A 17,390-nucleotide genomic window follows, 5' to 3' on the forward strand; every position below is an offset into this window, starting at 1 on the left:
AAGGTCAAGCACATCTATGTGGGCAACTGGTTCTACGGTGCCTTCATCCTGGTGACGGCGATGCTGCATATCGTCAACCACATGTCGCTGCCGGTGAGCTGGTTCAAGTCCTACTCCGCCTACTCCGGCGCCACCGATGCGATGGTCCAGTGGTGGTACGGCCACAACGCCGTGGGCTTCTTCCTGACCACCGGCTTCCTCGGCATGATGTACTACTTCGTGCCCAAGCAGGCCGAGCGTCCGGTCTATTCCTATCGCCTGTCCATCGTCCACTTCTGGGCGCTGATCTCCCTGTACATCTGGGCCGGCCCGCACCACCTGCACTACACCGCGCTGCCGGACTGGGCGCAGTCGCTGGGCATGGTGATGTCGCTGATCCTCCTGGCGCCGAGCTGGGGCGGCATGATCAACGGCATGATGACCCTCTCCGGCGCCTGGCATAAGCTGCGCACCGACCCGATCCTGCGCTTCCTGGTGGTCTCCCTGGCCTTCTACGGCATGTCCACCTTCGAAGGCCCGATGATGGCGATCAAGACCGTCAACGCCCTCTCCCACTACACCGACTGGACCATCGGCCACGTGCACGCCGGCGCCCTCGGCTGGGTGGCGATGATCTCCATCGGCTCGCTCTACCACCTGATCCCGAAAGTCTTCGGTCGCCCGCAGATGCACAGCATCGGCCTGATCAACGCGCACTTCTGGCTGGCCACCATCGGCACCGTGCTGTACATCGCCTCGATGTGGGTCAACGGCATCACCCAGGGCCTGATGTGGCGCGCGGTCAACGAGGACGGCACCCTGACCTACTCCTTCGTTGAAGCACTGGTCGCAAGCCACCCGGGCTTCATCGTGCGCATGATCGGCGGTGGTTTCTTCCTCACCGGCATGCTGCTGATGGCCTACAACACCTGGCGCACCGTGCGTGCTGCCAAGCCGGCCGAATACGAAGCCGCCGCGCAGATCGCCTGAGGAGCCCGACGTAAATGAAGAACCACGAAATACTCGAGAAGAACGTCGGCCTGCTGGCCATCTTCATGGTGATCGCCGTCAGCATCGGCGGCCTGACCCAGATCGTTCCGCTGTTCTTCCAGGACGTGACCAATACCCCGGTCGAAGGCATGAAGCCGCGTACCGCCCTGGAACTGGAAGGTCGCGACATTTACATCCGCGAAGGCTGCGTCGGCTGCCACTCGCAGATGGTCCGTCCGTTCCGTGCCGAGACCGAACGCTACGGCCATTACTCGGTCGCCGGTGAAAGCGTCTGGGACCACCCCTTCCTGTGGGGTTCCAAGCGTACCGGCCCGGACCTGGCCCGCGTCGGCGGCCGTTACTCCGACGACTGGCACCGCGCGCACCTGTACAACCCGCGCAACGTGGTGCCCGAGTCGAAGATGCCTGCCTACCCGTGGCTGGTAGAGAACAAGCTTGATGGCAAGGACACCGCCACCAAGATGGAAGTCCTGCGCAAGCTGGGCGTGCCTTACACCGACGAGGACATCGCCGGTGCACGTGAAGCCGTGAAGGGCAAGACCGAGATGGACGCCCTGGTGGCGTTCCTTCAAGGCCTGGGAACCTCTATCAAGAGCAAACGGTGAGTGTGATGGATATCGGGACTCTGCGTGGACTGGGCACCGTGGTGATCATGGTCGCCTTCATCGGCCTGGTGATCTGGGCCTACAGCGGCAAGCGCAAGAAGAGCTTCGACGAAGCGACGATGCTGCCCTTCGCAGACGATCCCGAAGCCAAAAAGCACGTCGAGCAAGCTTCTAGGAGTAACAAAGAATGACGACCTTCTGGAGTCTGTACATTACAGCTCTCACCCTCGGCACCCTGCTGGCGCTGACCTGGCTGATCTTCGCCACCCGCAAGGGCCAGCGCAGCAGCACCACCGACGAGACCGTGGGCCACTCCTACGACGGCATCGAGGAGTACGACAACCCGCTGCCAAAGTGGTGGTTCATGCTGTTCGTCGGCACCCTGGTGTTCGCCGTGGGGTACCTGGCCCTGTACCCGGGCCTGGGCACCTGGAAAGGCCTGATGCCGGGCTACCAGTCCGCCGACGAATTCGCCGACAAGGAAAAAGGCTGGACCGGCGTCCACCAGTGGGAAAAGGAAATGGCCAAGGCCGACGAGAAATACGGCCCGATCTTCGCCAAGTTCGCCGCGATGCCCATCGAGGAAGTCGCCAAGGATCCGCAGGCGGTGAAAATGGGCGGTCGCCTGTTCGCCTCCAACTGCTCGATCTGCCACGGCTCCGACGCCAAGGGCGCCTACGGCTTCCCCAACCTGACCGACGCCGACTGGCGCTGGGGCGGCGAGCCGGAAACCATCAAGACCACCATCATGGCTGGCCGCCACGCCGCCATGCCGGCCTGGGGTGAAGTGATCGGCGAGGAAGGCGTGAAGAACGTCGCCGCTTTCGTCCTCACCCAGATGGATGGCCGTAAGCTGCCGGAAGGCGCCAAGGCAGACATCGAGGCCGGCAAGCAGGTCTTCGCTACCACCTGCGTCGCCTGCCACGGTCCGGAAGGCAAGGGCACCCCGGCGATGGGCGCTCCCGATCTGACCCACCCCGGCGCGTTCATCTACGGCTCCAGCTTCGCGCAACTGCAGCAGACCATCCGCTACGGTCGCCAGGGTGTGATGCCGGCGCAACAGGAACACCTGGGCAACGACAAGGTGCACCTGCTGGCCGCCTACGTATACAGCCTGTCGCACGGCGAGAAGAGCGCCGAATAAGCGCTCCCTCCCCCACGACCCAGACGGCGCCGGCAACCCCGGCGCCGTTTTATTTTGTGCAAAAGAAAAGCGCGAATGGGACAATACGCGACCAAAAGTCGCACAGTTACCGCAAAAAGCCTGATAGATCAGGCGTATAATCAGTAGGCGTGCAACTATTTTCTGACCCTGTCGGCATGTACCGGCCGGGCGCCCCCCACTGCCGTGGTACGCACTGATGAGCAAACAGATTCCCGTTCAAGACGTCACCCCGCCTGCCAAGGGCGACACCAATAACAACGATCTCTACGCCAAGCGCGAGAAGATCTACACCCGGGCCTTCACCGGTATCTTCCGCCGACTGCGCATGGTCGGCGGTGCGGCGCTCTTCCTCCTCTACTTCGGAACCGTCTGGCTCAACTGGAGCGGCCGCCAGGCCGTCTGGTGGGACCTGCCCGAGCGCAAGTTCTACATCTTCGGCGCCACCTTCTGGCCGCAGGACTTCATGCTGCTGTCCTGGCTGCTGATCGTCTGCGCCTTCGGCCTGTTCTTCATCACCGTGTTCGCCGGCCGCGTCTGGTGCGGCTATACCTGCCCGCAGAGCGTGTGGACCTGGATCTACATGTGGTGCGAGAAGGTCACCGAAGGCGACCGCAACCAGCGCATCAAGCTGGACAAGGCCCCGATGAGCGGCAACAAGCTGCTGCGCAAGACCGCCAAGCACAGCCTGTGGCTGCTGATCGGCCTGGTCACCGGCCTGACCTTCGTCGGCTACTTCTCGCCGATCCGCGAGCTGATTCCCGAGCTGCTCACCGGCCAGGCCGACGGCTGGGCCTACTTCTGGGTCGGCTTCTTCACCCTGGCCACCTACGGCAACGCCGGCTGGCTGCGCGAGCAGGTGTGCATCTACATGTGCCCCTACGCGCGCTTCCAGAGCGTGATGTTCGACAAGGACACCCTGATCGTCTCCTACGATCCGCGTCGCGGCGAGAAGCGCGGCCCGCGCAAGAAGTCCCTCGACTACAAGGCCCAGGACCTGGGCGACTGCATCGACTGCACGATGTGCGTGCAGGTCTGCCCGACCGGCATCGACATCCGCGACGGCCTGCAGATCGAGTGCATCGGCTGCGCCGCGTGCATCGACGCCTGCGACAGCATCATGGAGAAGATGAACTACCCGAAAGGGCTGATCAGCTACACCACCGAGCACAACCTCAACGGCCAGAAGACCCACCTGGCCCGGCCGCGCCTGATCGGCTACGCCATCGCCCTGGTACTGATGATTTCCGCCCTGATCACCGCGGTGGTCCTGCGTCCGCTGGTCGGCTTCGACGTCAGCAAGGACCGCGTGCTCTACCGCGAGAACGAACTCGGCCGCATCGAGAACGTGTACAGCCTGAAGATCATGAACAAGGATCAGCAGGACCACACCTACATCCTCGGCGCCAAGGGCCTCGAAGGCCTGACCCTGGAAGGCCGGCGCGAGCTGAAGGTGGCGGCGGGCGACATCCTCAACCTGCCGATGGAACTGTCCATCGAGCCGGAGAAGCTGCCTTCGACCACCAACGAGATCGTCTTCACCATCGAGTCGGCCGACGACCCGAGCATCCATAAAGAAGCGAAGAGTCGCTTCATTGGCCCACGCACCCGTTGAGTAACTTGAGCATGCAGTCCGAGACCCACCCTCAACCCTGGTACAAACACTTCTGGGCCTGGTTCATCGTGGCCCTCCTGGCGACCTCGGTGGTGCTCGGGCTGAGCCTGGTCACCATCGCAGTGCGCAACCAGGACACCCTGGTCACCGACAACTACTACGAGGCCGGCAAGGGCATCAACCGCTCCCTGGAACGCGAGAACCTGGCCGTACGCCTGCAAGTGCACGCCAAGGTCAAGGTCGACGACCTGACCGGCGAAGTCGAAGTGCGCCTGACCGGCAACAGCCGTCCGGAGCAACTCACCCTCAACCTGATCTCGCCGACCCAGCCGGAGAAGGACCGCCGCGTGGAGCTGCTGCGCAGTAACTCCGACCGCGAGCGCTACGTCGGGCAACTGACCGACGCCGTCGAGGGCCGTCGCTTCGTCGAACTGCTCGGCCAGGAAGGCAGCGGCCAGTGGCGCCTGTTCGAGGAAGAGGTGGTATCGCCGACCGTGGTCATGGAGCTGGGTGACGAACCGCTCCAGGGAGCAGAAGCGAAGCGCCCATGAGCGCCCCCCTGCCCTGCTACCACTGCGGCTTGCCGGTCCCCGCCGGCAGCCGCTTCGAGGCCCGCGTGCTCGGCGAGACGCGGGCCATGTGCTGTCCGGGCTGCCAGGCGGTGGCCGAGGCCATCGTCGCCGGCGGCCTGGAAAGCTACTACCGGCACCGCAGCGAAAACGCCGCCAATCCCGAAGCCTTGCCCAAGGCGCTCAGCGAAGAGTTGCAGCTCTACGACCGCCCGGACGTACAGGGCGGCTTCGTCCGCCATGAGGGCGAGCTGGCGGAAACCAGCCTGATGATCGAAGGCATCAGTTGCGCCGCCTGCGGCTGGCTGATCGAGAAGCACCTGCGCCAGTTGCCTGGCGTGGCCGAGGCGCGGCTCAACCTGTCCAACCATCGCCTGCACGTGCGCTGGCAGGACAGCCAGTTGCCGCTCAGCCAGTTGCTCGGCGAACTGCGCCAGATCGGCTATGCCGGCCATCCCTACCAACCCGACCGCGCCACCGAGCGCCTGGCCATGGAGAACCGCCGCGCCCTGCGCCAGCTCGGTGTCGCCGGGCTGCTGTGGATCCAGGTGATGATGGCGGTGATGGCGACCTGGCCGGAATTCAACCTCGACCTTTCCGCCGGCATGGACCGCATCCTGCGCTGGGTCAGCCTGATCCTCACCACGCCGATCGTCTTCTACTGCTGCGGCCAGTTCTTCCGTGGCGCCCTGCGCGACCTGCGCACCCGCCACCTGACCATGGACGTCTCGGTGTCGCTGGCGATCGGCGGCGCCTACGTCGCCGGCATCTGGTCGACGATCACCGGCCAGGGCGAGCTGTATTTCGACGCGGTCGGCATGTTCGCCCTGTTCCTCCTCGCCGGCCGCTACCTCGAACGCCGGGCGCGGGAGCGCACCGCCGCCTCCACCGCGCAACTGGTCAACCTGCTGCCGGCGTCCTGCCTGCGCCTGGACGCCGCCAACCAGGGCGAGCGCATCCTGCTCAGCGAACTGCGCGTCGGCGACCGCGTACTGGTACCGCCAGGCGCCGTGCTGCCGGCCGACGGAGTGATCCTCGACGGCCAGTCCAGCGTCGACGAGTCGCTGCTCACCGGCGAGTACCTGCCCCATCCACGCCAGGCCGGCGACGCCGTCACCGGCGGTACCCTGAACGTCGAGGGGCCGCTGACCGTCGAGGTCGGCGCCCTTGGCGACGACAGCCGCCTGTCGGCCATCGTCCGCCTGCTGGAACGCGCCCAGGCGGACAAGCCGCGCCTGGCGGAACTGGCCGACAAGGTCGCGCAGTGGTTCCTGCTCATCGTCCTGCTGGTCGCCGCAGCGGTCGGCGTGCTGTGGTGGCAGGTCGACCACCAGCGCGCCTTCTGGGTGGTGCTGTCGCTGCTGGTCGCCACCTGCCCCTGCGCCCTGTCGCTGGCCACGCCCACCGCGCTCACCGCGGCCACCGGCAGCCTGCACAAGCTCGGCCTGCTGATCACGCGCGGGCACGTGCTGGAAGGGCTGAACCACATCGACACGGTAATCTTCGACAAGACCGGCACCCTCACCGAAGGCCGCCTGACGCTCAAGCAGGTGCTACCCCTGCGCGATCTCGACGCGGATCGCTGCCTGGCCCTCGCCGCCGCCCTCGAGAACCGTTCCGAACACCCCATCGCCCGCGCCTTCGGTCGTGCGCCGGAGGCCGCCGACAGCGTCGCAAGCCATCCGGGGCTGGGCCTCGAAGGCCTGGTGGAAGGCCGCCGCCTGCGCATCGGCCAGGCCGCCTTCGTCAGCGACCTGGGCGGCAGCGCCACGCCCGCGATGCCCGGCGACTCCGGACAGTGGCTGCTGCTCGGCGACGAGCAGGGACCGCTGGCCTGGTTCGGTCTCGACGACCGCCTGCGCAGCGACGCCCCCGCCCTGCTCGCCGCCTGCAAGGCGCGCGGCTGGCGCACCCTCCTGCTATCCGGCGACGCCTCGCCGATGGTCGCCAGCGTCGCTGCCGAACTGGGCATCGACGAAGCCCGCGGCGGCCTGACCCCGGACGATAAGCTGGCCATGCTCGAACGCCTGCACGGCGAGGGCCGCCGGGTGCTGATGCTCGGCGACGGAGTCAACGACGTACCGGTGCTCGCCGGTGCCGACATCAGCGTCGCCATGGGCAGCGCCACCGACCTGGCCAAGACCAGCGCCGACGCGGTGCTCCTGTCCAACCGCCTGGACAGCCTGGTGCAGGCTTTCCGGCTGGCGCGCCGCACCCGCCATATCATCATCGAGAACCTGGCCTGGGCCAGCCTGTACAATGGCCTGGTCCTGCCCTTCGCCGCGCTCGGCTGGATCACCCCGGGCTGGGCGGCGATCGGCATGTCGGTCAGTTCGCTGCTGGTGGTGGTCAACGCCCTGCGGCTGACCCGAATCCCTTCGCCGAGGTCCGTATGGCCGCGCTCTACATCCTGATCCCCGTCGCGATCGTCATCGTCGCCATCGCCATCTACGTGTTCTTCTGGGCGGTGGACAGCGGCCAGTACGACGATCTCGACGGCCCCGCCCACAGCATTCTCTTCGACGACGAAGACCCGAAGCACCAGGCCGGCGTCGACGAAGCGGAGAAGCCGTCGAAACCCGAGGACCGACCGCGTGGCTGAACTGGCGCCGTTGCTGGTTTCCGCGCTGATCCTCGGCCTGCTCGGGGGAGGCCACTGCCTGGGCATGTGCGGCGGCCTGATGGGCGCCCTGACCCTGGCCATTCCCGCCGAACAGCGCGGCCGTCGTCTGCGCCTGCTGCTGGCCTACAACCTCGGCCGCATCCTCAGCTACGCCTGCGCCGGCCTGCTGCTCGGCCTGGCCGGCTGGGCGGTGGCGCGCACCCCGTTGGCCGGCGCGCTGCGGGTGGTCGCCGGGCTGCTGCTGATCGCCATGGGACTCTACCTGGCCGGCTGGTGGAGCGGCCTGACCCGCGTCGAGGCGCTCGGTCGCGGTCTCTGGCGCCACCTGGAACCCTTCGCCCGGCGCCTGCTGCCGGTATCCAGCCTGCCACGGGCCCTGCTGCTCGGAGCGATCTGGGGCTGGCTGCCCTGCGGGCTGGTCTACAGCACCCTGCTCTGGGCCACCAGCCAGGGATCGGCACTGGACAGCGCGCTGCTGATGCTGGCGTTCGGCCTCGGCACCTGGCCGGTTCTGCTGGCCACCGGCATGGCCGCCGAACGGGTGACCGCCCTGCTGCGCCGTCGCGGCGTACGCATCGTGGGCGGCCTGATGGTCATCCTCTTCGGCCTCTGGACCCTCCCAGGACCGCACCAGGCCTGGCTGATGGGGCATTGACGGACGCCCGTCCCAACATCGGGTGACACATCCTGTATACATTCACCCGCTTGATACAAATCAACAGGCCTTCCCGGCGCAATCCCTAGACTTCCCGACTAAAGCTCGCCAACTGGGGATCTCTGGCATGCTCGACACCATTCGCTGGGACGCTGACCTGATTCGGCGCTACGACCTTTCCGGCCCGCGTTACACCTCCTATCCGACCGCCGTGCAGTTCCACGAAGGCATCGGCCCGTTCGACCAGTTGCACGCCCTGCGCGACAGCCGGAAGGCCGGACACCCCCTGTCGCTCTACGTGCACATCCCGTTCTGCGCCAACATCTGCTACTACTGCGCCTGCAACAAGGTGATCACCAAGGATCGCGGGCGCAGCGCGCCGTACCTCGCGCGCCTGGTCCGCGAGATCGAGATCGTCAGCCGCCACCTCTCCCGCGAGCAGGTGGTCGAGCAACTGCACTTCGGTGGCGGAACCCCGACCTTCCTCAGTCCCGGCCAGTTGCGCGAACTCATGTCGCAATTGCGCACCCACCTCAACCTGCTGGACGACGATTCGGGCGACTACGGCATCGAGATCGACCCACGCGAGGCCGACTGGTCGACCATGGGCCTGCTCCGCGAACTCGGTTTCAACCGCGTCAGCCTCGGCGTACAGGACTTCGACATGGAGGTGCAGAAGGCGGTCAACCGCATGCAGACCCCGGAGGAGACCCGTACCATCGTCGAGGCCGCGCGCACCCTGCAGTACCGCTCGATCAACCTCGACCTGATCTACGGACTGCCGAAACAGACGCCGGACAGCTTCGCCCGCACGGTCGACGAAGTGATCGCGCTACAGCCGGATCGCCTCTCGGTGTTCAACTACGCCCACCTGCCCGAGCGTTTCATGCCGCAGCGGCGGATCAACGCCGACGACCTGCCGAGCCCGGGCCAGAAGCTGGAAATGCTCCAGCGCACCACCGAGCAACTCGCCGCGGCGGGCTACCGCTATATCGGCATGGATCACTTCGCCCTGCCCGACGACGAGCTGGCCAGCGCCCAGGAAGACGGCACCCTGCAACGCAACTTCCAGGGCTACACCACCCACGGGCATTGCGACCTGGTAGGTCTCGGGGTCTCGGCGATCAGCCAGATCGGCGACCTCTACAGCCAGAACAGCAGCGACATCAACGACTACCAGACCAGCCTCGACAACGGCCAGTTGGCGATCCGTCGCGGCCTGCACTGCAACAGCGACGACCGGGTGCGGCGCGCGGTGATCCAGCAACTGATCTGCCACTTCGAACTGGCCTTCGAGGATATCGAGACAGAGTTCGGCATCGACTTCCGCAGTTACTTCGCCGAGCTGTGGCCCGATCTCGAACGCTTCGCCGCCGACGGCCTGATCCGCCTGGACGCCAAGGGCATCGACATCACCTCCTCCGGGCGTCTGCTGGTGCGTTCGATCTGCATGCTGTTCGACCGCTACCTGCCCAGCCTCAACCGGCAGCGCTTCTCCCGGGTGATCTGAAAGCGCACCGCCCTGCCCGCACGACAGGGCGGTGAATCCCCGCCCCTTCTACCGGCTGCCCATGACCTTCATGATCAGCGCCGGGTCGCTGATACCCATCTCCTTGATGGCCGATGCCATCGCTGCCGTTGCCGTCTGCAGGGCGGAGTTGAGTTGTTGCAACTCCTTCTGCAACTCAGGCACGCGAGCCTCCTTCGCCCCCGGATCGGACGACCTCATGGCCTCCTGCAGCTCCCTGAGCTTCTCCTCGATCTTCTTCTTCAACTCGCGGATCATCTTCACCATCGGCCGCAACTCCTGCGGGATATCCTCGTCCTCCTCCTCCACCGGCACCCCCATGGTGGCGGCCAGCTCGCGCCCTGCCTGGGAAAGCCGTACATGCTGATCGGCGGCGTCGGTACCGGCGGCCGGGTCTTCCGCCTGCTCGGCGGTGCCGGTCCGCGCGGCCTTGGCGTCCGCGGCGGCGCGCGACGAGGGCGGCACCTGGGTGGTGATCCAGCCACTGAGGGTCAACATTCCAGTCACTCCGGGAAAAATGGAATTCTTCCATTGGATCGGCCCACGCGTCGCGAACTTGAGCCCCCTTTTCATCGCCCCTTGACAGGGTGCGACAGGTAGTCGCAGTTGTTTGACGCAAGTCACTGATTGGAAACGCCATCGGCCTGTCAGAAATGGTCGTTGCCAGACCTATGGCTGGCACCCGCATCGCGGCTGCGTTACCCTTACTCCTGTTGTGCCTTTAACCTAGCAAGGACCCCTCAATGGCCGAAACCATCAAGGTGCGCGCACTGCCCCAAGCACACTGCAAGGATTGCAGTCTGGCCCCGCTGTGCCTCCCCCTGTCGCTGACCGTGGAAGACATGGATTCGCTGGACGAGATCGTCAAGCGCGGTCGTCCCCTGAAGAAAGGCGAATTCCTGTTCCGCCAGGGCGATCCTTTCGGCTCGGTCTTTGCCGTGCGCTCCGGCGCCCTGAAAACCTTCAGCATCACCGATGCCGGCGAAGAGCAGATCACCGGCTTCCACCTGCCCAGCGAGCTGGTCGGCCTGTCCGGGATGGATACCGAGACCTATCCGGTATCCGCCCAGGCCCTGGAAACCACCTCGGTCTGCGAGATTCCCTTCGAGCGCCTGGACGAACTGTCCGAGCAGCTGCCGCAACTGCGCCGCCAACTGATGCGCCTGATGAGCCGGGAAATCCGCGATGACCAGCAGATGATGCTGCTGCTGTCGAAGAAGACTGCCGACGAGCGCATCGCCACCTTCCTGGTCAACCTGTCGGCGCGCTTCCGTGCCCGTGGCTTCTCCGCCCAGCAGTTCCGCCTGGCCATGTCGCGCAACGAGATCGGCAACTATCTCGGCCTGGCCGTGGAAACCGTGTCGCGGGTCTTCACCCGCTTCCAGCAGAACGGCCTGATCAGCGCGGAAGGCAAGGAAGTGCACATCCTCGACTCCATCGAGCTGTGCGCCCTCGCCGGCGGCCAGCTGGAAGGCTGAAGCGCCTGCGAACCGCCGACGGGCCCGCCTCAGCGCGGGCCCGTTGTATGATGGGCCCCGAAAAACGCCCAGCCCAGGATCTTCCATGATTTTCGACGAGTTCACCCTCAAGTCGCAGATCCGCGCCGTGCCGGACTTTCCCAAGCCCGGCGTGGTGTTCCGCGACATCACCCCGCTGTTCCAGTCGCCACGCGCGCTGCGCATGACCGTGGACAGCTTCGTCCAGCGCTACATCGAGGCCGATTTCAGCCACATCGGCGCCATGGATGCCCGCGGCTTCCTCATCGGCTCGGCGGTGGCCTATGCGCTGAACAAGCCGCTGGTCCTGTTCCGCAAGCAGGGCAAGCTACCCGCCGACGTACTCGCCGAGGGCTACCAGACCGAATACGGCGAGGCCTTCCTCGAAGTACATGCCGACAGCCTCTGCGAAGGCGACAGCGTACTGATCTTCGACGACCTCATCGCCACCGGCGGGACCCTGCTGGCGGCCGCGAGCCTGGTACGACGCCTCGGGGCCAGGGTCTTCGAGGCCGCGGCGATCATCGACCTGCCGGAACTCGGCGGCTCCACTCGCCTGCAGGACGCCGGCATCTCCACCTTCAGTCTCACCGCGTTCGCTCTCGACGAGCGTTGATACGCCGGGGCGCGCCCTGGCGCCCCGCGTTCGCTCCTTGCGCCCCATCTTCCGTCTGGTCGAGCCGACCTGGCCATTAATGACTTCGAAATGGCCAGGAATGACCTCCCGCTGTTGGACAATCCTGCAATAATTACATCAGCTAATGACACATTCAGAGGTGTTATAGCGAGCTCGCCATAGGGAACCCGAGGAAACCTGCGCGTTTCCCCTCCCCAGAACAACAAAAGGAGTTAGCCATGACTGCCACTGGCACCGCCTCCCCGGTTCGCGCCAATTTCCCCGTGCGGAGGATGGATTTCAGCTTCAGCGAAACCCCGAAGTACTGGTGGGACGGCCAACCCTTCATGACCCAGTTCATGAACAACCTGTCCTCGCTCTTCCCCTACGGCGAAAAATTCTTCGTCGATAGCGTGCGCGCGGTGCGCGACCGCCTGGAGGATCCGCAACTGAAGAAGGACGTCAGCGCCTTCATCGGCCAGGAGGCGATGCACTCCAAGGAGCATGCCGCCTACAACGAATATGCCGAGGAGCACGGGGTCGACCTGGAGTGCCTCGAACTGCGGATCAAGGTCCTGCTGGAAAACGTCAGCAAGGTCACCACCAGGAAACACCAGTTGGCGATCACCTGCGCCCTCGAGCATTTCACCGCGACCATGGCCGCGCAGCTGCTCAAGCGCGAAGACCTGACCATCCAGATGCAGTCGCCGAAGATGTACAAGCTGTGGATGTGGCATGCCATCGAGGAGAACGAACACAAGAATGTCGCCTACGATGTGTACCAGAAAGTCTACGGCGGCTACTTCACCCGGGTTCTGGTGATGATGCTGACCACCCTGATGTTCTTCGGCGTCATCGGCTGGTTCCAGCTCGACCTGCTACGCAAGGACGGCCAATTGTTCAACTGGCGCTCCTGGAAGCATGGCCTGGGCACCCTGTTCGGCCTGCGCAAGGGCTTCTTCACCCGCCTGCTGCTGCCCTACCTGGACTACTACCGGCCGGGCTTCCACCCCAGCGACCACGACACCGCGAAACTGGAGAAATACTGGAAGGACAAACTGGCCTTCGCCGATTGAAGCCCGCCTCCGCCAGTGCCGCTCCGCCCCCGACGCCAGGCCCCGCCTGGCGTTTCTTATTCGAGAGAAGAACAGGATATTGCACACGGAAAAGCCTCCGTTTCGACTACCGTTCCTGAATCCGCCATTTTACGGAGGAAATAATTAGTCAATTCCTATCGATTGTCTTTTTACGATGCCCTGAGGTAATATCATGTTCATTATGTTGAACACTAAGGCATTACCTCTCCCCACTTCCCGTCTGGTCTCCCGCGAGCGTCACTGGACCGGCGACCTCTAGCTCCCTCCCTCGACACCTGCTGTCGGTGGCGACCGCCCCTGCGCTTCGGGGTCTTTCCCGCCCCTCGCCACCGCTCTTCGTCATCTTTGGCCGCGGCCTCCATTCCGCGGTGCCCATGGGAGGGCAACATGCGTTCCTGGATCTATCTGTTACTGGCTATCGGCGCCGAAGTGATCGGCACCACCTCGATGAAACTGGCCGCCACCCACGCCCCTGTCGCAGGCATGCTGCTGATGTACGGGATGATCGGCCTGTCCTATTTCTTCCTCGCCCTGGCGGTCAAGCGTGTCCCCGTCGGAGTCGCCTACGCCCTTTGGGAAGGCATTGGCATCGTCCTGATCACGGCGGTCAGCGTCGCCTGGCTGGGCGAAAGCATCGGCCTGTACAAGGCCGTCGGCCTCGGCGTGATGATCGCCGGCATCCTGCTGATCAAGTCCGGCACCCGCAACGCCAGCGGCACGCCGGCGCAGCCCCGTGGGGAGGCCGTCACATGCTGACCCTGAACTGGATTCCCTTCGCCTGGCTCGGCCTGGCGATCGCCCTCGAGGTCGTCGCCAACCTGCTGTTGAAATACTCCGACGGTTTCCGCAGGCGCGGCCTCGGGATCGCCTCGATCCTCTGCGTGATGGCCGCCTTCACCGCGCTGGCGCAGGCGGTGAAGGACATCGAGCTGTCACTCGCCTATGCGATCTGGGGCGGCTTCGGCATCCTCGCCACCGTCGCCATGGGCTGGGCGCTGTTCGGCCAGCGCCTGGCCTGGCGCGGCTGGCTCGGCCTGTTGCTGCTGCTGGCCGGCATGAGCCTGCTCAAGCTGGCCTGACGCCTCGGCGTCCAACGAAACGCCCATCATCTGCAGGACCGCGGCGCCGGTGAACAACAGCAGTATCTGTTCCTCACCCAGGGCGCAGATTTCCCGACGCCGCTCCGGCTGGCCGATATAGTCCAGCGACAACTGAAACAGCTGGCGGCCGATCAGGCTGGAGAGGCGGCGGATGGTCGCCTCGCTCACCGCCGGCAACAACCTGAATTCGATGATGTCCTCCGACATGTCCTCGGCGAACTCATCCATGATCTGACGCAGGGCACCACGCAGCACCGGCGAAGCCCCATGCAGTTCGCGCACGCCGACGATGAACGCGGCGGGATTGCTCTCCACGAAGTCGAAGAACAGCCGCACCGTCTCCCGGCAGACCCGCCGCCCCCTTTCCAGGTCCAGCCCGAACGGCGTCGTCTGCGCTCGGGCGCTGGGCGCCGCACGAGTCGCGGCCTCGCGGCGAAGCTGGCGCAGCGGCTGGCGCAGCTGGGTAGAGATGTCGCGGATCATGGTCAGGCCAAGATCGTCGATATCGCGGAAATGCCGATAGAAGGTGTTCGGATTCAGGCCCGCCTCGCGCGCCAGCTCGCGCAAGCCGATGGCCCCCAGGCTGCGGCTGCTGCTGCCCAGGCGCAAGGCCGCCTCCAGCAAGGCGCGTTTGCCGGGAGCGTCGGCAACCCTGTCCTTCGTTTCGTTCATATCGCTCATGTTCCACCTGGTTGTTTCCATGCGCCACAAGTTCGGCCGTTGCGTCGCGCCGACCCTACCTAAGGTTGGCTTGACCCTGAAGTATACAGATGTCTACATTCGCAGGTAGACGAGTGTATACGCCAGCAAACAATCATAACAGGAGCTTGGCCATGAGTACCCAACCCACCCCTGCCGCCGCCCGGCACTGCAAGGTCGCCATCATCGGCACCGGTTTCTCCGGGCTGGGGATGGCGATCCGTCTCCGCCAGGAAGGCGAGGACGACTTCCTGATCTTCGAAAAGGACGCCGGCGTCGGCGGCACCTGGAGAGTCAACAACTACCCTGGCTGCGCCTGCGACGTGCAATCCCACGTCTATTCCTTCTCCTTCGAAGCGAACCCGGAGTGGACGCGGATGTTCGCCCGCCAGCCGGAAATCCGCGCCTATCTGGAGAAGTGCTGGGAAAAATACCGCTTGCAGGAAAAGACCCTGCTGAACACCGAGATCGGCAAGCTGGCCTGGGACGAGCGGCAAAGCCTCTGGCACCTGCATGACGCCCAGGGCAACCATTACACCGCGAACGCCGTGGTTTCCGGCATGGGCGGCCTGTCCACCCCGGCCTATCCACGCCTCGATGGCCTGGAGAACTTCCAGGGCAAGGTCTTCCATTCCCAGCAGTGGGACCATGACTACGACCTCAAGGGCAAGCGCGTGGCGGTGATCGGCACCGGCGCCTCGGCGATCCAGTTCGTCCCGGAGATCCAGCCGCTGGTGGCCGCGCTCGATCTCTACCAGCGCACTCCGCCATGGATCCTGCCCAAACCCGACCGGGCAATCAGCGAAACCGAGCGCCGCCGCTTCCGGCGCTTCCCGCTGGTGCAGAAGCTCTGGCGCGGCGGCCTCTACAGCCTGCTCGAAGGGCGGGTGCTGGGCTTCACCTTCGCCCCGCAGGTGATGAAGCTGGTGCAGCGCCTGGCGATCCGCCACATCCACAAGCAGATCAAGGATCCGGAACTGCGCCGCAAGGTCACGCCGGACTACACCATCGGCTGCAAGCGCATCCTCATGTCGCACAACTACTACCCGGCCCTGGCTGCCGCCAACTCCACGGTGATCACCGAAGGCATCCGCGCCGTCACCGCCAACGGAATCGTCGACGGCAACGGCCGGGAACGCGAGGTCGACGCGATCATCTTCGGTACCGGCTTCACCGCCAACGACCCTATCCCCCGCGGAGTGGTCTTCGGTCGCGACGGCCGCGACCTGCTGGACAGCTGGACCAAGGGCCCGGAAGCCTACAAGGGCACTACCACCGCCGGCTTCCCCAATCTGTTCTTCCTGATGGGACCGAACACCGGCCTCGGCCACAACTCGATGGTCTACATGATCGAGTCGCAGATCGCCTACGTCCTCGATGCGCTGAAGCTGATGAAGCGCCGCGAACTGCTCAGTCTCGAGGTCAAGGCCCCGGTGCAGGAACGCTACAACGAATACCTCCAGCGCAAGCTGGACCGCAGCGTCTGGAGCGTGGGCGGTTGCAAGAGCTGGTACCTGCATCCGGTCAGCGGCCGCAACTGCACCCTGTGGCCGGGATTCACCTGGCGCTTCCGTGCCCTGACCCGGCAGTTCGACGCCTCCGCCTACCACCTCACCACGACACCGCTCGCCGCCCTGAGCAACGAAGCCCGCCAACAGGCCGAAGGGGTACCCGCATGAAGTCGTTCGAAAACAAAGTCGCCGCCATCACCGGCGCAGGCTCGGGCATCGGTCGCGCCCTGGCCGTGGAGCTGGGCAGGCAGGGTTGTCACCTGGCCCTGGCCGACGTCAATGCCGCAGCTCTCGAGGAGACCCGCCAATTGCTCGCCAGCAGCGGGGTACGCGTCTCCACCGCGGTCGTCGACGTGGCCGACCGCGAGCAGGTGCAGGCCTGGGCCGACAAGGCGGCCAGCGAACATGGCCGGGTGAACCTGATCTTCAACAACGCGGGCGTCGCCCACGCCGGTACCGTGGAAGGCAGCGACTACTCGGAATACGAGTGGATCATGAACATCAACTTCTGGGGCGTGGTGAACGGCACCAAGGCGTTCCTTCCGCACCTGAAGGCCTCCGGCAACGGCCACGTGGTCAATGTCTCCAGCGTCTTCGGGCTGTTCGCCCAGCCCGGCATGAGCGCCTACAACGCCACCAAGTACGCGGTGCGTGGCTTCACCGAGTCGTTGCGCCAGGAACTGGACATGGAGGACTCCGGCGTCTCCGCCAGTTGCGTGCATCCCGGCGGGATCAAGACCAACATCGCCAAGACCGCGAGAATGAACGAGAGCATGGCCAAGGTCACCGGCCAGGCTGCCGACAAGGCTCGCCAGCAATTCAACGACCAGTTGCTGCGGACCACCCCGGAGAAGGCCGCCCAGGTCATCCTGCGCGGCGTGCAGCGCGACAGCCGGCGCATCCTGATCGGCGCCGACGCCCACGCGATCGACGTGATGCTACGCCTGGCGCCAGTGCTCTACCAGCGTGTGGTCACCGCCAGCATGCGCCTGGCAGCGCGCTTCGCGCCGCGCCCGAAGAGCCCCCAGGGCGCCCGCGAAGCCAGCGAGTGAACAGGCCCGCCGGGTAGCCGCTAGGCTGCCCGGCACGTCATACTCGACGGCCAGTCTCCAGGGTACGGCCGT

At 65.2% G+C, this 17,390-nt stretch carries 18 protein-coding genes and 1 pseudogene; 17 read left to right on the plus strand and 2 right to left on the minus strand.

The features are described 5' to 3' along the window. From HMPREF2914_RS01795 to hemN, 10 genes are all read left to right on the plus strand, one after another. Positions 1-969, plus strand: a 969-nt coding sequence (locus HMPREF2914_RS01795; protein WP_070656505.1) for a cbb3-type cytochrome c oxidase subunit I, incomplete at its 5' end; no start/stop codon positions are given. A gap of 14 nt (positions 970-983) precedes the next feature. Next, positions 984-1,595, plus strand: coding sequence for a cytochrome-c oxidase, cbb3-type subunit II (gene ccoO, locus HMPREF2914_RS01800; RefSeq protein ID WP_003087303.1), 612 nt, complete (start codon positions 984-986; stop codon positions 1,593-1,595). A 5-nt stretch (positions 1,596-1,600) separates the two neighbouring features. Next, positions 1,601-1,786 (plus strand): CcoQ/FixQ family Cbb3-type cytochrome c oxidase assembly chaperone, encoded by a 186-nt coding sequence (locus HMPREF2914_RS01805; protein ID WP_003087298.1) that lies wholly within the window; start codon positions 1,601-1,603, stop codon positions 1,784-1,786. Next, on the plus strand, positions 1,783-2,739 hold the full coding sequence (gene ccoP, locus HMPREF2914_RS01810) for a cytochrome-c oxidase, cbb3-type subunit III (protein ID WP_003087292.1): 957 nt from the start codon (positions 1,783-1,785) through the stop codon (positions 2,737-2,739). Before HMPREF2914_RS01805 ends, ccoP begins: the two co-directional genes overlap by 4 nt. Positions 2,740-2,956: 217 nt before the next feature. Further along, positions 2,957-4,372: a cytochrome c oxidase accessory protein CcoG gene (ccoG, locus tag HMPREF2914_RS01815; protein ID WP_023092004.1), complete on the plus strand. Its 1,416-nt coding sequence runs from the start codon at positions 2,957-2,959 to the stop codon at positions 4,370-4,372. Between the two features lie 11 nt (positions 4,373-4,383). Continuing rightward, entirely contained in the window at positions 4,384-4,923 is a 540-nt protein-coding gene (locus HMPREF2914_RS01820) for a FixH family protein (protein ID WP_003103941.1), read from the plus strand. Beyond that, positions 4,920-7,355, plus strand: a complete 2,436-nt coding sequence (locus HMPREF2914_RS01825) for a heavy metal translocating P-type ATPase (RefSeq protein WP_023092005.1) — start codon at positions 4,920-4,922, stop codon at positions 7,353-7,355. The genes HMPREF2914_RS01820 and HMPREF2914_RS01825 overlap by 4 nt, the downstream gene beginning before the upstream one ends. Next, positions 7,334-7,543 (plus strand): cbb3-type cytochrome oxidase assembly protein CcoS, encoded by a 210-nt coding sequence (gene ccoS / locus HMPREF2914_RS01830; RefSeq protein WP_003087273.1) that lies wholly within the window; start codon positions 7,334-7,336, stop codon positions 7,541-7,543. Before HMPREF2914_RS01825 ends, ccoS begins: the two co-directional genes overlap by 22 nt. Next, positions 7,536-8,219 (plus strand): sulfite exporter TauE/SafE family protein, encoded by a 684-nt coding sequence (locus HMPREF2914_RS01835; protein ID WP_003087270.1) that lies wholly within the window; start codon positions 7,536-7,538, stop codon positions 8,217-8,219. The genes ccoS and HMPREF2914_RS01835 overlap by 8 nt, the downstream gene beginning before the upstream one ends. Positions 8,220-8,346: 127 nt before the next feature. After that, complete coding sequence (gene hemN / locus HMPREF2914_RS01840) at positions 8,347-9,729, plus strand: oxygen-independent coproporphyrinogen III oxidase (RefSeq protein WP_003087267.1); 1,383 nt, start codon at positions 8,347-8,349, stop codon at positions 9,727-9,729. Positions 9,730-9,777: 48 nt separating this feature from the next. Here the strand turns inward: hemN and HMPREF2914_RS01845 are convergent, their stop codons facing one another. Next, positions 9,778-10,245, minus strand: a complete 468-nt coding sequence (locus HMPREF2914_RS01845; protein ID WP_003087264.1) for a hypothetical protein — start codon at positions 10,243-10,245, stop codon at positions 9,778-9,780. Positions 10,246-10,490: 245 nt separating this feature from the next. Here HMPREF2914_RS01845 and anr point away from each other — a divergent pair, with 245 nt between their 5' ends. The 5 genes from anr to mdtI all read left to right on the plus strand — a co-directional run bounded on the left by anr (position 10,491) and on the right by mdtI (position 14,035). Further along, on the plus strand, positions 10,491-11,225 hold the full coding sequence (anr, locus tag HMPREF2914_RS01850) for a transcriptional regulator Anr (RefSeq protein WP_003087262.1): 735 nt from the start codon (positions 10,491-10,493) through the stop codon (positions 11,223-11,225). 85 nt (positions 11,226-11,310) lie between these two features. After that, entirely contained in the window at positions 11,311-11,859 is a 549-nt protein-coding gene (locus tag HMPREF2914_RS01855; RefSeq protein WP_003087259.1) for an adenine phosphoribosyltransferase, read from the plus strand. A 239-nt stretch (positions 11,860-12,098) separates the two neighbouring features. Then, complete coding sequence (locus HMPREF2914_RS01860) at positions 12,099-12,935, plus strand: metal-dependent hydrolase (protein ID WP_003087258.1); 837 nt, start codon at positions 12,099-12,101, stop codon at positions 12,933-12,935. A 408-nt stretch (positions 12,936-13,343) separates the two neighbouring features. After that, positions 13,344-13,712 (plus strand): multidrug/spermidine efflux SMR transporter subunit MdtJ, encoded by a 369-nt coding sequence (locus tag HMPREF2914_RS01865; RefSeq protein ID WP_003087256.1) that lies wholly within the window; start codon positions 13,344-13,346, stop codon positions 13,710-13,712. Then, positions 13,706-14,035 carry a multidrug/spermidine efflux SMR transporter subunit MdtI gene (mdtI, locus tag HMPREF2914_RS31080; protein ID WP_003103934.1) on the plus strand — a complete coding sequence of 110 codons (330 nt, stop codon included), beginning with the start codon at positions 13,706-13,708 and terminating at the stop codon, positions 14,033-14,035. The genes HMPREF2914_RS01865 and mdtI overlap by 7 nt, the downstream gene beginning before the upstream one ends. 525 nt (positions 14,036-14,560) lie before the next feature. On the opposite strand, the pseudogene HMPREF2914_RS32875 reads toward mdtI, so the two are convergent. Beyond that, positions 14,561-14,758, minus strand: a pseudogene (locus HMPREF2914_RS32875) (TetR family transcriptional regulator); the annotation flags it as partial. 92 nt (positions 14,759-14,850) lie between these two features. On the opposite strand from HMPREF2914_RS32875, the gene HMPREF2914_RS01880 reads away from it, so the two are divergent. Further along, positions 14,851-16,434 carry a flavin-containing monooxygenase gene (locus HMPREF2914_RS01880; RefSeq protein WP_003121915.1) on the plus strand — a complete coding sequence of 528 codons (1,584 nt, stop codon included), beginning with the start codon at positions 14,851-14,853 and terminating at the stop codon, positions 16,432-16,434. After that, positions 16,431-17,318 (plus strand): SDR family NAD(P)-dependent oxidoreductase, encoded by an 888-nt coding sequence (locus HMPREF2914_RS01885; RefSeq protein ID WP_003087246.1) that lies wholly within the window; start codon positions 16,431-16,433, stop codon positions 17,316-17,318. Before HMPREF2914_RS01880 ends, HMPREF2914_RS01885 begins: the two co-directional genes overlap by 4 nt. Positions 17,319-17,390 lie beyond the last annotated feature (72 nt).

This window comes from Pseudomonas sp. HMSC067G02, assembly GCF_001813485.1.
Lineage (GTDB): Bacteria > Pseudomonadota > Gammaproteobacteria > Pseudomonadales > Pseudomonadaceae > Pseudomonas > Pseudomonas aeruginosa.

Bases quoted from the DNA above. Each gene is read 5' to 3' on its own strand.
- ccoO (WP_003087303.1), top strand. From the start codon at position 984: ATGAAGAACCACGAAATACTCGAGAAGAACGTCGGCCTGCTGGCCATC.
- HMPREF2914_RS01805 (WP_003087298.1), top strand. From the start codon at position 1,601: ATGGATATCGGGACTCTGCGTGGACTGGGCACCGTGGTGATCATGGTC.
- ccoP (WP_003087292.1), top strand. From the start codon at position 1,783: ATGACGACCTTCTGGAGTCTGTACATTACAGCTCTCACCCTCGGCACC.
- ccoG (WP_023092004.1), top strand. From the start codon at position 2,957: ATGAGCAAACAGATTCCCGTTCAAGACGTCACCCCGCCTGCCAAGGGC.
- HMPREF2914_RS01820 (WP_003103941.1), top strand. From the start codon at position 4,384: ATGCAGTCCGAGACCCACCCTCAACCCTGGTACAAACACTTCTGGGCC.
- HMPREF2914_RS01825 (WP_023092005.1), top strand. From the start codon at position 4,920: ATGAGCGCCCCCCTGCCCTGCTACCACTGCGGCTTGCCGGTCCCCGCC.
- ccoS (WP_003087273.1), top strand. From the start codon at position 7,334: ATGGCCGCGCTCTACATCCTGATCCCCGTCGCGATCGTCATCGTCGCC.
- hemN (WP_003087267.1), top strand. From the start codon at position 8,347: ATGCTCGACACCATTCGCTGGGACGCTGACCTGATTCGGCGCTACGAC.
- HMPREF2914_RS01845 (WP_003087264.1), bottom strand. From the start codon at position 10,245: ATGTTGACCCTCAGTGGCTGGATCACCACCCAGGTGCCGCCCTCGTCG.
- anr (WP_003087262.1), top strand. From the start codon at position 10,491: ATGGCCGAAACCATCAAGGTGCGCGCACTGCCCCAAGCACACTGCAAG.
- HMPREF2914_RS01855 (WP_003087259.1), top strand. From the start codon at position 11,311: ATGATTTTCGACGAGTTCACCCTCAAGTCGCAGATCCGCGCCGTGCCG.
- HMPREF2914_RS01860 (WP_003087258.1), top strand. From the start codon at position 12,099: ATGACTGCCACTGGCACCGCCTCCCCGGTTCGCGCCAATTTCCCCGTG.
- HMPREF2914_RS01865 (WP_003087256.1), top strand. From the start codon at position 13,344: ATGCGTTCCTGGATCTATCTGTTACTGGCTATCGGCGCCGAAGTGATC.
- mdtI (WP_003103934.1), top strand. From the start codon at position 13,706: ATGCTGACCCTGAACTGGATTCCCTTCGCCTGGCTCGGCCTGGCGATC.
- HMPREF2914_RS01885 (WP_003087246.1), top strand. From the start codon at position 16,431: ATGAAGTCGTTCGAAAACAAAGTCGCCGCCATCACCGGCGCAGGCTCG.